This is a genomic window from Kineococcus sp. TRM81007 (assembly GCF_022669155.1).
Classification (GTDB): Bacteria; Actinomycetota; Actinomycetes; order Actinomycetales; family Kineococcaceae; genus Kineococcus.
Window position 1 is genome coordinate 2,638 of record NZ_JALBVB010000054.1, and the last position, 13,883, is coordinate 16,520.

Consider the following 13,883-nt stretch of genomic DNA (forward strand, 5'->3'; position numbering starts at 1 on the left):
CGTCGGGGCCGGGCGGTGGGGGTGGGGCGTCAGGCGGCGTCCGTGCGCGCCCAGAACTCCTCGTGGGAGCGGTGCAGCCAGCCGTCCACCCACGCCCGGTCGGCGCCCTCCGGCAGGTCCGCGGTGCGCGACTCCCGTCCGAGGTCGGCCTCGAGGTCGTCCAGCCGCGCCAGCACCTGCGCCAGGGACCGTTCCCCGCGCCGCACGGCGCGCAGCTCCGTCAGGTCCGGTTCCGGGACGGGCAGCGTGACCCGGCCGGTGCGCAGCAGTTCCAGCCCCTGCAGGCCCAGCCGCAGCGCGTGGGTGGCGGGTTTCGGGGCGTGGTCGGTGGGGGATGTGCTGCGCGCCCGCCGCGCCGCGCCGGGTCGCCGCTCACCCGTGAGGGCCTGCCGCTGCGCGCGCAGGTGGCCCAGGAACCCCCGGCCCGCCGCGCGGCTGGCGAACCGCCAGGACTCGCGGCGCAGTTCCTCCCCGGCCTCCGTCACCCGCACCACCTCGGTCCCCGGGACCCACAGCGGCAGCAGGACCGCGGGGTTCCCGGCGAGCGCCAGCCGGGCCCACTTCCGCGCCCCGTACACGACGACGTCGAGGTCGCCGGGGCCGGAGGGTTCCCGCAGCCCGCGCGGGCGTTCCCACGCGGTGTGGAACTCGTACTGCTCGAACGGGACCAGCCGGCCGCCCGGGGTGCGGACCCCGGCGAGGCCGGTGACGAACCGCCGGGGTTCCAGGCACAGGCCCACCTCGTCGCGGTCGTCCTGCCCGGACAGCGCGGTGCCGTGGACGCCGCTGCCCACCCGGGTGCGCAGGACCGTCCCGGCCTCGGCGATGCGGCGGGCCTCCTCGCCGGCGTGGGGGTGGGTGGTCACGTCCCCACGGTAGGAGGTCGGCCTGCGGGGAGGCGACGGGTCCGCGGGCGCCCCTCGCGTCACACTGCCGAAACACGAGGGTGGTTGAGTGCGCCCACACCGCCCCACCAGTTCCCGGAGGACCCGTGGCGAACCTGCCCGACGAGGCTCTCGACGCCTTCATCACGACCCGGCTGTCGCTCGCCGGCGTCGACCTGCACCAGTTGCCCGAGGTGGCCGACCCGGCCACCGGGGTCCCCACGCGCGAGGCCGCGATGGAGTCCCTGCGCACGTTCCTCGCCGGCCCCCTCGTGGACGGCGTCCGCACCGGCGGGACCGTCGAGGCGATCAACCGCTGGCAGCCGCGGTTCACCGGCGGCGACGTGACCACCGCCCAGGCCGCCGCCGCCCAGCAGGCCGCCGCGCCGCTGGAGTACCCCTCCGTCGCCACGGCGTGGGCGCCGGGCTGGGAGGAGGCGCTGTGAGCGCGGCCGCGGACCGCGCCCTCAACCGCCGCACGTTCCTCGCCGCCGCGGCGGGGACGGGTGCCGTCGCGTACTCGGCCGCCACCTCGGTGCGCTCGGCGGCCGCCGCGGCCCCCGACGTCGAGGTGCGCTCGGCCGCCGCGGACGACCCCACGGAGGCGACGGTCGCCGAGGCCCTGACGCTGCTGCGCCGCGGCAAGCTCAGCGCCACCGACCTGGTGCAGGCGCACCTGGACCGCATCGAGCGCTTCGACGGCGTCTACAAGGCGTACAACACCGTCACCGCCGGTTCGGCGCTGGCGGCCGCCGCCGAGGTGGACGCCCGCCGGGACGTGCGGCGGGCCCTGTCGGGCATCCCCCTGTGCATCAAGGACAACTACTGGACCGCCGGGGTGCCCACCACGGCGAACTCCACCGTCTTCGCGGACTTCGTGCCGGACTCCGACGCCACCGCGGTGGCCCGGCTCACCGCCGCCGGCGGCATCGTGCTGGGCAAGGGGCAGATGGGTCCGCTGGCGACGACGCGCGCCACCACCCCGGCGGGCGAGGTCACCACCGTCAACGCGTGGACGCCGGACGACCCGTCCGTGGACCCGGGCGGTTCGTCCACCGGCCCCGCCACGGCGGTCGCCGCGCGGATGGCGGCGTCCTCCATCGGCACCCAGACCGGCGGCAGCATCACGAACCCGTCGCTGCAGCAGAACCTCACCGGCCTCAAACCCACGATGGGCCGCACGTCCATCGCGGGGATCATCCCGCTGACGTTCACGCGCGACCACTCCGGCCCGCTGGCCCGCGACGCGATGGACGCCGCGATCCTGACGTCCGTCATGGCCGGGCCGGACCCCGCGGACCCGCGGACCCTGGGCCTGCCCGACGTCCCCGACCTGGTGACGGCGGCGACGCCCGTGCGCGACGGCCGCGGCGTCCGGGTTCGCCGGGACACCCGCATCGGCGTCCCGGCGGACTGGTTCGAGGGCGTGGGCCCGGAGGTCGCCGCGGCGCGGCAGGGGTTCCTGGACCGGATGGGTGCCCTGCGCGGCGTCACGATCGTCGACGTCACGTACCCCGCCGACTGGGAACTGCTCACCGGGGCGTTCAACGCCGTCCGGCTGTCCGAGCGCACCGAGCCGTTCCGGCACTGGTTGCGGAAGGACCTGACGCTGTTCGGCGTGAGCTCCCTCAGCTGGCTGCAGGGGTTGATGCTGTCCGGCGACGAGTGGATCACCGGCCAGCGCGCCAAGACGTGGCTGCTGCAGGAGCTGTACGCGGGGCTGTTCGAGAGCTGCGACGTCGTGCTGCAGACCTCCCCGGTGCCGTTCGACATCCTCGGGCTCCCGGAGATCGCCTTCCCGGTCGGTGAGGCACCCGCCCACGACGGCGGGCCGGTGGCGCCCACGGGGGTGATCCTCGGTGGCCAGCCGTACGAGGAGGACCGGTTGCTCGAGGTGGCCGCCGCCCACCAGGCGATCACCGAGTTCCACCTGCGCCGTCCCGCCGACCCGACCGGCGGCGCCCGGCTGCTCAGCGCCCCGGCGCTGCGGCTGGACGCCCAGCAGGTGGCGGCCACCGCCCAGTAGCGCCGGGCCGGCCCCACCGCCCTCCCCGACGCGGAGGGCGGTGGGGCCCGTGCGTGGGACCGGGCCGCGCGCCCGGTCCCACCGCGCGGGCAGGATGGCCCGGTGCGCGACGACGGGTTCCCCCACGACTGGTTCCTCACCGCCGCTGAACGCGGCAACGACGCCACTCGCCTGCCGGTGTGGAGCCGGGGCAACCGGGTGCGTCCGCTCGTCGACGGCGCGACGTACTTCCCCGTGCTGGCGTCGGCCCTGGCGGCCACCGGCGAGGGGGACCTCGTCCTCCTCGCCGACTGGCAGGGCGACCCGGACCAGCGGCTCACCGAGGACGGCCCCACGATCGCGCAGGCCCTCACCGGTGCCGCCCGCCGCGGGGCGGTGGTGAAGGGGCTGGTGTGGCGCTCGCCGCGGGAGTGGCAGCGCCTGTCGCCCACCCGCCGCCGCCACCTCGCCCAGCGCGTGCGGGGTGGTGCGCAGGTCGTCCTGGACCAGCGGGTGCGCAACTCGGGCAGCCACCACCAGAAGTTCGTCGTGGTCCGCCACGCCGCGCGGCCGGACGACGACGTCGCCTTCGTCGGCAGCCTGGACCCGGCCCACAGCCGCCGCGACGACGCCACCCACGCCGGGGACCCGCAGCCGCTGGACTTCGGGGAGGCGTACGGCAGCCACCCCTCCTGGCACGACATCCACACCGAGGTCCGCGGTCCCGCCGTGGCGGACGTGGAGACCGTGTTCCGGGAGCGGTGGGAGGACCGCGCGCCGCTGTCGGTGCTGCCCTGGCAGGCGTTGCCCGACCTGCTGCGTCGCACGGGGCGCCGGCTGCGGCACCGGTCCGCGCCGCTGCCCCCGCAGCGGCCGGCGCCCCCGCCGGTGCCGGGGGCGGACGGTTCCTGCGCGGTGCAGCTGCTGCGGACCTACCCGCCGCGCCGGCCCCGCTACCCCTTCGCCCCCGACGGGGAGTTCAGCATCGCCGCCGCCCACGCCAAGGCGCTGCGCCGGGCGCGCCGGCTGGTCTACGTGGAGGAGCAGTTCCTCTGGTCGCAGCAGGTGGTGCGGGTCTTCGCCGACGCCCTGCGCGCCGCGCCGGGGTTGCAGCTGGTCGTGCTCGTCCCCCGCGAACCCAAGCGCGGCGGGATCGCGGCCCCGCCGCTGCTGCTGGGGCAGTTGCGCGCGCTGCGGCTGCTGCGGGCGGCCGGCGGGGACCGGGTGCACGTCTTCGACCTGGAGAACCACGCCGGCGAGCCGGTGTACGTGCACTCCAAGGTCACCGTCGTCGACGACGTGTGGGCGTGCGTGCGCAGCGACAACCTCAACCGCCGCTCCTGGACGCACGACTCCGAGCTGTCCGTCGCCGTGCTGGACGAGACCCGCGACCGGCGCGAGCCCGCCGACCCGGCCGGGCTGGGCGACGGTGCGCGCCGCTTCGCGCGCGACCTGCGCCTGCAGCTCCTGCGCGAGCACCTCGACCGGCCGGGCCCGCGCGGCGACGCGCAGGACGCCGACCTCCTCGATCCCGACGGGGCCGTGGAGGCGTTGCGCCGCAGCGCCGCCGCCCTGGACGCCTGGTACGCCGGAGGGCGCCGGGGACCGCGGCCCCCCGGGCGGCTGCGCGTGCACCGCGACCCGGTGATCCCGCGCTGGCAGCGGGTGCTGGCGGACCCCGTCCAGCGGTTCGCCCTCGACCCGGCGTCCCGCCGCTGAACCACCGCCGGGTGCCGGCCGGGCGGGCGCGACGCCGTGCGCGGCGCACGCGCGCGCGCGACCGTCGGCAGCGGGCGCCTCAGCGGGTGGGTGCGGCCGCGTCCTGCTCGTCGGGGTCGAAGATCGCCTCGAGGGGTTCACCGAGCAGGCGCGCCAGGCGGAACGCCAGCGGCAGGCTCGGGTCGTACCGGCCGGTCTCCAGGGCGTTGACGGTCTGGCGGGAGACGTCCAGCAGGTCGGCCAGGGCGGCCTGGGTCCAGCCGCGCGCGGTGCGCAGCTCACGGATGCGGTTCCTCACGGGGTGCGGGCCGTCAGCGGTGCACGACACCGGCGGCGGCGCCCCAGGACAGCATCCCGACGCCGAAGACCAGCCAGGGCGCGGCCGGCAGCACCAGGCCGGCGACGCCCAGCAGGCCGAGGACGGCGCAGGCGAGCATCGCGGCCGCGAAACCGACCGCGAGGGCCCGCAGCTGCAGCAGCTGGGCGTACTCGTCGGAGCGCCGCAGCGCCCGCACCACGGCCCGCGTCACCGCGAGCACGGGCAGGAGGGGCAGCAGCGCCCACACGAACCGCCACGGGCTGTCGCCGTCGACGTCGCCCCAGGTGAGGACGGCGACCAGGACGAGGACGTACGCGGCGATCGCGGGGAGGAACTCGCGCAGGTAGGCGTGCGTCCGGGCGCGGTCGCCGCGACTGCGCCCCGCGGTGTCAAGTTTGCTTGTCATGGTGGGAAGCCTGCTCCCTCGGGGCTCGCCGTGTCAAGCTGACTTGTCATCCCCCGCGGTGAGCGGGGAGGTCGACGCTCCCTCGGTCGCCGCGGGGGGCAGGGGTGGACGCCGCGGCGTAACGGTCTCGTTAAACCCCGGCCACCCCCTTGCCAACCATTTGTCAGGAGTCGAAACTAACCCGGGTGACGACGTCCACCGCCCCCGGCGCACCCCGGCCGCGCACCGCGCCGCGGCCCGCGCCCGGCGGTGGCCTGCGCCCCAGCGCCAAGGTCCTCCCCGCCCAGGCCCGCGCGCACAACCGGGCCGTCGTGCTCGGGGTCCTGTTCCACTCCGGACCGCTCTCGCGCGCCGACCTGGCGCGCGCCACCGGCCTGACCCGCGTCACCGTCTCCGAGATCGTCGCCGGGCTCGTCGCCGACGACCTCGTCGCGGAGCTGGAGACCCGCCCCGGCGGGCGCGTCGGCAAACCCGCCACGCCCGTCGGCCTGCGCGGGGAGGACAACCTCGTCGTCGCCGTGGACCTCACCCGGCTGTCCGGTGCCCGCGGCGCCGTCCTCGACCTCACCGGCCGGGTCGTCAGCGAGACCACCGTGGACCTGCACGGGCTGCGGGGTCCCGCGGCCCTGGCGGCGGTGGAGGAGCTCTGCCGCGGCGTCCTCGAGTCGGCCCGCTCCACCGCCCGGGCGTCCGTCCTCGGCGTCGGCATCGGCACCCCCGGTGTCGTCGACGAGCACGGCACCGTCGTCGAGGCCGCCAACCTCGGCTGGAGCGACGTGCCGCTGGCGCAGCTGCTCACCGACGCCCTCGGCGCTGGGGTGCACGTCGTCAACGACGCGAACGCCGGGGCGCTCGCCGAGTTCACCTACGGCGGCTCCTCGCCCTCCGGGTCCATGACGGTGATGGTCGGCGAGGGGCTCGGCGCGGGCATCGTCCTCGACGGGCACCTCGTGCGCGGCGGCCGCATGGCCGCCGGCGAGATCGGCCACCTCACCGTCGACCCCGCCGGCCCGCCCTGCGAGTGCGGCCGGCGCGGGTGCCTGGAGACGTACCTGTCCGTGCCCCGCCTCACCGCGGCGCTGGAGGGCAGACCGCCCGCCCGCCGCCGCGCCGTCCTGACGGCCGCCGGCCGGCGCCTCGGCGCCGCGCTCGCCCCGGTCGTCGCCGCCCTGGACCTCGACGAGGTCCTGCTCAGCGGCCCGCGCGACCTGCTCGCCGGACCGCTCCTCGACGCCGCGCGCCGCAGCGTGCGGGAAGCCTGCCTGCCCACGGCCACCGACGTCCCGAGGGTGCGCACGGCTTCGCTGGAGGACTCCGCGGTGCTCAGGGGCGCCGCGGCCCTCGTGCTCTCCGGGGAACTCGGCTTCAGCTGAGCCCCCGACCCCGTTCCGCGCCAGACCCCCGTCCCGCCGCCGCATCGCCGTCCCGGCCCCGCGGCACACCACGGAAGGACTCGTCGTGACGTTCCCGGTCAGCAGGTTCACCAAGGTCCTCGCGCTCGGCGCGACCCTCACCCTCTCCCTCGCCGCGTGCGCCGGCGAGTCCTCGTCGGCCGACGCCGAGGCCACCAGCCAGGACGTCCGCGTCTGGTTCATGAAGGACTCGGTGCCCGAGTCCGCCGCCACCTGGCTCGAGGAGGAGTTCGAGGCGCAGAACCCCGGCTCCGACATGACCGTCGAGGTCCAGCAGTGGAACGGCATCGTCCAGAAGCTGCAGACCAGCCTCGCCAGCGAGGACGAGAGCCCCGACATCGTCGAGGTCGGCAACACGCAGGTCGCCACCTTCTCCTCCGTCGGCGCCTTCGCACCCATCGGCGATCTCGAGGAGGAGCTGGGCGGCGAGGACCTCATCCAGAGCTTCATCGACGCCGGCTCCTGGGACGGTGAGCTGTACGCGGCGCCCTTCTACGCCGGCGCGCGCGTGATCTTCTACCGCACCGACCTGTTCGAGCAGGCCGGCATCGCCGTGCCGCGGACCATCGAGGAGCTCGGCGAGGCCGCGAAGGCGCTGCAGGCCGCCAACCCCGAGGGCGTGCCCGACTTCTCCGGCATGTACCTGGCAGGAGCGGACCCGCACACCAACGAGGGGTGGCTGTTCACCTACGGCGGGCAGTACGCCGAGCAGGAGGGCGACCAGTGGGTGGGGCGGCTGTCGACCCCCGAGTCGCTGGCCGCCCTGCGCGAGGTGCAGGACCTCTACCAGAACGCGACGAAGTACGCCCTGGACTCCAACGAGAACGCCCAGGTCGCCTACGAGCTGTTCAACCAGGGCAAGGTCGGCATCTACAGCTCCCTGAACTACGCCGTCGGCAAGATCGACCAGGCGCTGTGGGACGCCGGGAAGGTCGGCGTCATGCCGCTGCCCGGCCTCGAGCCCGGCAGCCTCGGCAAGACGTTCTCCGGCGGGTCCAGCATCGGCATCTCCGCCAACAACCACAACCAGGAGCTGTCCGAGGCTGCCCTGAAGTTGATGTACTCCGAGGAGTTCCAGAGCGAACTGGCCTCCGGCGCAGGCTGGATCCCCGGCAACACCGCCTACGCGTCCGCGCTCACCGGCCCCACGGCGGACATCTCCCAGGACGTCATCCAGAACTCCGAGCTCACCCCCAACAGCCCCCAGTGGGGCGTCGTCGACGGCAACAACGTCCCGCGCGACTTCTGGGTCCGCATCGCCCGCGGCGAGGACGTCACCACCGTCGCCGCCGAGACCGACGCCACCCTCGAGGAGCAGTTGAACGGCTGACGGGACCGGCGGCCGGCAGGAAGGAGACGAGGTGCCCGAACAGCTCACCCCCGAACGACTCGGCGCGCAGGTCGCGCCCGGCGCGCTCGCGCCGGGCGGCGCCCCCGCCGCCGGGGCCAGACCCCGCCGGCGCAGCACCGGCCAGCGCCTGGCCCCCTACCTCCTGCTGGGCCTGCCGGTGCTGCTGGTGTGCCTGGCCCTGGGGTACCCGATGGTGCGGCAGGTCGTCATGTCGTTCCAGGAGTTCGGGCTCGCCCAGCAGTTCGGCCGGCCGCCGGAGTTCGTCGGCCTGCGCAACTACGCCGACGTCGTCACCGACCCCTACTTCTGGGTCGTCGTCGGCCGCTCCATCGCGTTCTGCGCGGTGTCGGCCGCCGTGACGATGCTGTTCGGCGTCGGGTTCGCCGTGCTCATGCAGCACGTCTCCCGGCTGCCGCGCATCCTCCTGCAGTCCGCCCTCGTGCTCGCCTGGGCCATGCCGCCCATCGCCGCCCTCACCGTCTACACCTGGCTGGTCGAGCCCCGGTACGGGTTCGTGAACTGGCTGCTCACCTCCCTCGGGCTGCAGTCCTTCGACGGCTACGCCTGGCTCGCGGCCAGCGCGTGGACGTTCTTCCTCGTCGCCTCCGTCACCGTCATCTGGACGTCGGTGCCGCTGGTGACGCTGTCCACGTACGCGGCCCTCACGCAGGTCGACGAGGAGGTCGTGGAGGCCGCGCAGCTCGACGGGGCCGGCGGCTTCCAGCGCCTGCGCCACGTGGTGCTGCCGATCGTGCGGCCCGTGGTCCTCCTGCTGCTGATGCTGCAGATCATCTGGGACATGAAGGTCTTCACCCAGATCAAGGTGCTGCAGGCCGGGGCCGGCAACAACGAGCGCACCAACCTGCTGGGCACCTACGTGTACGAGACCGGCATCGGCGGTGGCGACTACGGGATGGCGTCCGCGCTCGCCACCGTCATGCTCGTCCTCGTCCTGCTGATGACCTGGCGCTACCTGCGCACGCTGATGAAGCAGGGGGACCTGTGATGACGACGACCAGCGAGGCCCCCACCCCGGCCGCCCGGCGCCCGGTCACCACGGCCCGGAACCGGCACCGGCGCCTGTGGAACGTCGTGGCGCTGCTGTTCGCCGCGCTGTGGGCGTTCCCCGTCTACTGGATGCTGAACTCCGCCCTCATGCCGGCGGAGCGCCTGCGGCAGAACCCGCCCCTGCTGGCGCCGCTGCACCCCACGCTGGACTCCTTCGCCGGCATCCTGTCCGACCGGGTGTTCTGGACCTCCCTGGGGTTCAGCGCGGCCGTCACCCTGCTGGCGGTCCTCGTGTCCGTCGTCGGTGCCACCCTGGCCGCCGTGACGCTCAGCCGGTTCCGCTTCGGCGGCCGGCGCGCCGCGATCGTCGCGGTCCTCGTCATCCAGATGATCCCCGCCGAGGCGCTGTTCATCTCCCAGTACCGCATGCTCGACGGCTGGGGCCTGCTGAACTCCGTGCCCGGCCTGTCCCTGCTGTACGTCGGTCTCGTGCTGCCGTTCACCGTCTGGATGCTCAAGGGCTTCGTCGACGGCGTCCCCGTGGGGCTGGAGGAGGCGGCCATGGTGGACGGCTGCTCGCGCATCGGCGCCTTCTTCCGCGTCACGTTCCCGCTGCTGGGTCCCGGCCTGGTCGCCACCGGCGTCTTCGGTTTCCTCGTCGCCTGGAACGAGTACACCCTCGCGTTCGTCATGCTCGCCTCCGGCGACCGCCTCACCCTGCCGGTGTGGCTGCAGACCTTCTCCTCGAACGTGCAGGAGACCGACTGGTCCGGCGTCATGGCCGGCTCCAGCCTCATCGCCGTCCCCGTCATCGTCCTGTTCCTGCTCGTCCAGAACGCCATGACCAAGGGGATGGTGGCCGGCGCCGTCAAGGGCTGAGCCCCGCACCGCCCCGCCACCCCGCCACGAACCCGACCGACCGCGCATCGGAGCCGACGTGCCCGTCACCCCCTTCCCCCGCCCCCGCACCCTCACCGCCGCCCCCGGCGACGGACCCGCCCCCGGTGCACCCGTCACCGTGGTGCTGGACCCCTCCCTGCCCGCCCAGGGCTTCCGCCTCGACACCGGCGCGGACGGCGTCGCCGTCGCCCACGCCGACGCCGCCGGGCTGCGCTACGCGCTGGCCACCCTCGACCAGCTGCGCGCCGGGGCCGACTTCGGCGAGGTCGTCTACCACGTGGAGGACCACCCCGACTTCCCCGTGCGCGGGTTCATGCTCGACGTCAGCCGCGACCGCGTGCCCACCCGCCGCACCCTCGCCCGCTGGGTGCAGCTCCTCGCCCTGGCGCGGGTGAACACCCTCGAGCTGTACACCGAGCACACCTTCGCGTTCAGCGGCCACGAGGAGGTGTGGCGGGACGCGTCCCCGATGACCGCCGACGACGTGCGCTGGCTCGACGGCCTGTGCGCCGCCCACGGCATCGACCTCGTCTGCAACCAGAACACGTTCGGGCACATGGAGCGGTGGCTGAAGCACGAGGCGCACGCCGAGCGCGCCGAGAACGAGGATGGCTTCACCGCCTGGGGGAAGCACCGCCCCCCGGGCACCGTCGAGCCGACCGCCGAGAACGCGGAGTTCGTCACCGGGCTGCTGGAGGAGGTCGTGCCCCTCTTCCGCACCCGCCGCGTCAACGTCGGCGCCGACGAGCCCTTCGAACTGGGTACCGGCAAGAGCGCCGACCGAGCCCGCGAGCAGGGGCTGGGCACCGTCTACTTCGACCACCTCACCCGCGTCGTGCAGCCGTGGCTGGATCGCGGGTACACCGTCGAGTTCTGGGCCGACGTCTTCGGCGACCACCCCGAGCTGATGGGCCGGGTGCCGGCCGGTGCCGTGCCCGTCGTGTGGCAGTACGACTCGCCGTCGCTGACCGCCGCCGTCATCGACTCCGCGTCCCCCGAGCAGCTGCAGCAGTGGCGCGACGCTGGTGTGGACGTCGCCGCCCTGCGCAACGGGTTCCGCGACCGTGCCAAGCTGCTGCTGGAGGCCGGGGTGCCGTTCTGGGTGGCGCCCGGCGCGAGCAACTGGAACTCCCTGATCGGCCGCCTCGACAACGCCCTGGAGAACATGGTCGACGCCGCCCAGGTCGGCCTGGAGAACTCCGCCCAGGGGTACCTGAACACCTCCTGGGGCGACAACGGCCACTGGGACCCGCCGTCCGTGGCGTTCGGCCCCGCCCTGTTCGGCGGCGCCGTCAGCTGGTGCCTGGAGACCAACCGAGACCTCGACGTCGCCGCCGTCCTCGACGAGCACGCCCTGGGCGACCCCACCGGCACCACCGGCCGCGTCCTCGTGCGCGCCGGGCGCGTGTGCGCCGAGCTGGGGGTGCCGGTGCTCAACGCCTCCCCGCTGCACCGCGCCCTGCTGGAGGCCGGCGACCTGCCCGGCTGGGCCGTGCCCGACGCCGGGCGGCTGCGCGCGGCGCTCGGCGCGCTGGCCGGCTGCCGCGAGGAGCTGCGCACCGCCGAACCGGCCTGCGCCGACGGCGACGTCGTCGTCCGCGAGGTCACGCAGGCGGTCCGGCTGGCTGAGCTCGCCGCCCGCTACCTGCTGCCGCGCGCCGAGGGCGCCGGCGGCCCGGACCCCGCCACCGCCCGGGTGCTGCTGGCGGAGCTGGACGCGCTCGTGCAGGAGCAGCGCGCCTGCTGGCTGCTGCGCTCGCGGCCCGGGGGCCTGGACGACAGCACCGCCCGCTTCACCGCCCTGCGCCGCGACCTCGTGCACGCGCAGACCCGCGCGGGCTGAGCGGTGACGACCCTGCTGACCGGCCGCGGACCCACCGCCGCCGGCGGGCGGGACGGGGTGCGCGTCGGCCTCGACATCGGCGGCACCAAGATCGAGGGGGTGGCCCTCGCGCCCGACGGCACGGTCCTGGCGCACCGCCGCGCACCCTCCCCCGAGGGGGTGCGCGCCGTGGTGGACGCCGCCGCCGCCGTCGTCGCCGACCTCACCCGGGAACCGCCCGGGACGGGTGCGCCGACGGGTCCGGGCCGCCCGCCCACCGCCGTGGGCGTCGGCATCCCCGGTCTCGTCGACCCCGTCGCCGGGACCGTCGGCGACGCCGTGAACCTGGGTTTCGGCACCGCCCGCGTCCCGTTCGGCCGGGCCCTGTCCGAGCGCCTGGGCGGCGTGCCCGTGCTCGTGGAGAACGACGTCAACGTCAGCGCCCTCGGCGCGCGGGAGCTGCTCGCCCCCGGCGGCGACCTGGCGCTGCTGTCGCTGGGCACCGGCCTGGCCGCCGGCGTCGTCGTCGGCGGGGTCCTCCTGCGCGGCGCGCGCGGCGCCGCCGGGGAGATCGGCCACCTCGCGATCGACCCGCGGGGGCGGGCGTGCCCGTGCGGGCAGCGCGGCTGCCTGGAGACGGTGGCCTCCGGGGCGGCACTGCGCCGGGCGTGGCCGCACGGCGACGAGGGGCGCTCGGCGGAGCACCTGTTCGCCGCCGCCGGCGCCGGCGACCCCGCAGCCGTCGCGGTGCGCGACGAGTGGGCCGCCGCGGTCGCGCTGGCCGTGCGGACCCTGGCGCTGACGTGCGACCCCGAGCGCGTCGTCCTCGGCGGGGGCGTCGCGGCCGTCGGCGCCCCGCTGCGGGAGGCGGTGGCCGCAGCGCTGCGGGCGCAGGCCACCGGGTCCGCCTTCCTGCGCGGGCTGGCCGTGGAGGACCGGATCTCGCTGCTGCCGCCGGGGGCACCGGTCGCCGCCGTCGGCGCAGCCCGCCTGGGCGTCCCGGCGCCCGGCTGAACCGCCGGGGGAGGGGCTGCGGTGCCCGCCCGCCCCTGCGGTGCCGGCGCGCTCAGGCGCCGCGGCGCACCGCGGCGAGCACGGCGTCCGCGACGGCCACCGGTTCCCGCTCCGGGACCCAGTGGCCGGTCGGCAGCCCCGCGGCGGTGAAACCCCCGAGCGCGTGCGCCGCCGTCGCGCGCACGGCGGTGGGGGAGAAGAAGGGGTCCCGCTCGCCGTGCAGGAACGTCACCGGCACCCTCGCGGGGCCGGTGCGGCCGCGCTGCAGCGGCAGCGCCCGGTACCAGCCCAGCGCAGCGCTCAGCGCGCCCGGTTCCGCCATCCGGCGCGCGTAGCCGGCGGCCCGCTCCGCCGGCAGCCCGCCGCGCACCAGCAGCGTCCGCAGGACGGCGCCGGAACGCGCCAGCAGCAGCCGCTCGGGCAGCGCGGGCAGCTGGAAACCCGCCACGTACGTCGAGCGCAGCGCCTGCGTCCCGCGCAGCACCGCCGCCCTCATCGCCGCCGGGTGCGGCGTGGACAGCACCGTCGCCGAGCGCACCCGGTCCGGGTGGTCGGCGGCCAGCGCCCACGCCACCACCCCGCCCCAGTCGTGGCCCACCACGTGCACGCGCTCGGCCCCGGCGTCGTCGGCGAGCGCGAGGACGTCGCCCACCAGTTCGGGCAGCAGGTACGCGGCCCGGCCCGGCGGGCGCGCGCCGGGGGAGTACCCGCGCTGGTCCGGCGCCAGGACCCGCAGACCCCGGCCCGTCAGCCGCTGCGCGACCGCGTCGAAGGCCCGGGAGTCCTGCGGGAACCCGTGCAGGCAGACGACCACGTCCGTCCCGCCGCCCCCCGCCGGACGGTGGTCGCGCACGTCGAACACGAGCCCGTCCCTGCTGAACGTCTCCACGCCCCCACCCTGGACCGCCGGAGCCCCCGCCGCCCACCGGCCCCTCCCCACCTCGCCGTGATCTTGCGCGGTTGAGGGTTCACGCGCGCAAGATCACCTCGCTGGGCACGCCGGTGCTGTGGTGGGCCGGGGTGGTGGCCCTGGTGGTGCTGCT

13 protein-coding genes are annotated in these 13,883 nt (G+C 75.7%); 9 read left to right on the top strand and 4 right to left on the bottom strand.

Features of this window, described 5'->3' with window-relative positions; genetic code table 11:
* Positions 1-29: 29 nt before the first annotated feature.
* Positions 30-866, bottom strand: coding sequence for a DNA polymerase beta superfamily protein (locus MN205_RS12995; protein WP_242127934.1), 837 nt, complete (start codon positions 864-866; stop codon positions 30-32).
* 125 nt (positions 867-991) lie between these two features.
* Here MN205_RS12995 and MN205_RS13000 point away from each other — a divergent pair, with 125 nt between their 5' ends.
* The 3 genes from MN205_RS13000 (at position 992) to MN205_RS13010 (ending at position 4,608) form a co-directional block, all read left to right on the top strand.
* A complete protein-coding gene (locus MN205_RS13000; RefSeq protein WP_242127936.1) occupies positions 992-1,330 on the top strand; it encodes a hypothetical protein in 339 nt (112 codons plus the stop codon).
* Entirely contained in the window at positions 1,327-2,910 is a 1,584-nt protein-coding gene (locus MN205_RS13005) for an amidase (protein ID WP_242127938.1), read from the top strand. The genes MN205_RS13000 and MN205_RS13005 overlap by 4 nt, the downstream gene beginning before the upstream one ends.
* A gap of 102 nt (positions 2,911-3,012) precedes the next feature.
* Positions 3,013-4,608: a phospholipase gene (locus tag MN205_RS13010; protein ID WP_242127941.1), complete on the top strand. Its 1,596-nt coding sequence runs from the start codon at positions 3,013-3,015 to the stop codon at positions 4,606-4,608.
* Positions 4,609-4,687: 79 nt separating this feature from the next.
* On the opposite strand, the gene MN205_RS13015 is transcribed toward MN205_RS13010, so the two are convergent.
* Together MN205_RS13015 and MN205_RS13020 are read right to left on the bottom strand one after the other, a co-directional pair.
* Entirely contained in the window at positions 4,688-4,906 is a 219-nt protein-coding gene (locus tag MN205_RS13015; RefSeq protein ID WP_242127944.1) for a helix-turn-helix transcriptional regulator, read from the bottom strand.
* Between the two features lie 13 nt (positions 4,907-4,919).
* Complete coding sequence (locus tag MN205_RS13020) at positions 4,920-5,333, bottom strand: hypothetical protein (protein WP_242127947.1); 414 nt, start codon at positions 5,331-5,333, stop codon at positions 4,920-4,922.
* 185 nt (positions 5,334-5,518) lie between these two features.
* On the opposite strand from MN205_RS13020, the gene MN205_RS13025 reads away from it, so the two are divergent.
* The 6 genes from MN205_RS13025 (at position 5,519) to MN205_RS13050 (ending at position 12,840) form a co-directional block, all read left to right on the top strand.
* Entirely contained in the window at positions 5,519-6,706 is a 1,188-nt protein-coding gene (locus MN205_RS13025; RefSeq protein ID WP_242127949.1) for an ROK family transcriptional regulator, read from the top strand.
* A gap of 85 nt (positions 6,707-6,791) precedes the next feature.
* Positions 6,792-8,075, top strand: coding sequence for an extracellular solute-binding protein (locus MN205_RS13030; RefSeq protein WP_242127951.1), 1,284 nt, complete (start codon positions 6,792-6,794; stop codon positions 8,073-8,075).
* A gap of 31 nt (positions 8,076-8,106) precedes the next feature.
* On the top strand, positions 8,107-9,102 hold the full coding sequence (locus MN205_RS21940; RefSeq protein ID WP_242127954.1) for a carbohydrate ABC transporter permease: 996 nt from the start codon (positions 8,107-8,109) through the stop codon (positions 9,100-9,102).
* Entirely contained in the window at positions 9,102-9,983 is an 882-nt protein-coding gene (locus tag MN205_RS13040) for a carbohydrate ABC transporter permease (protein WP_242127956.1), read from the top strand. The genes MN205_RS21940 and MN205_RS13040 overlap by 1 nt, the downstream gene beginning before the upstream one ends.
* Before the next feature lie 58 nt (positions 9,984-10,041).
* Positions 10,042-11,847 carry a family 20 glycosylhydrolase gene (locus MN205_RS13045; RefSeq protein WP_242127957.1) on the top strand — a complete coding sequence of 602 codons (1,806 nt, stop codon included), beginning with the start codon at positions 10,042-10,044 and terminating at the stop codon, positions 11,845-11,847.
* A 3-nt stretch (positions 11,848-11,850) separates the two neighbouring features.
* Positions 11,851-12,840: an ROK family protein gene (locus MN205_RS13050; protein ID WP_242127959.1), complete on the top strand. Its 990-nt coding sequence runs from the start codon at positions 11,851-11,853 to the stop codon at positions 12,838-12,840.
* Positions 12,841-12,892: 52 nt separating this feature from the next.
* On the opposite strand, the gene MN205_RS13055 is transcribed toward MN205_RS13050, so the two are convergent.
* On the bottom strand, positions 12,893-13,729 hold the full coding sequence (locus MN205_RS13055) for an alpha/beta fold hydrolase (protein ID WP_242127961.1): 837 nt from the start codon (positions 13,727-13,729) through the stop codon (positions 12,893-12,895).
* Positions 13,730-13,883: the final 154 nt, after the last annotated feature.

What these genes read in the sequence shown, in the direction of transcription:
- MN205_RS13020 (WP_242127947.1), bottom strand. Translation starts at nt 5,333, where the DNA reads ATGACAAGCAAACTTGACACCGCGGGGCGCAGTCGCGGCGACCGCGCC.
- MN205_RS13040 (WP_242127956.1), top strand. Translation starts at nt 9,102, where the DNA reads ATGACGACGACCAGCGAGGCCCCCACCCCGGCCGCCCGGCGCCCGGTC.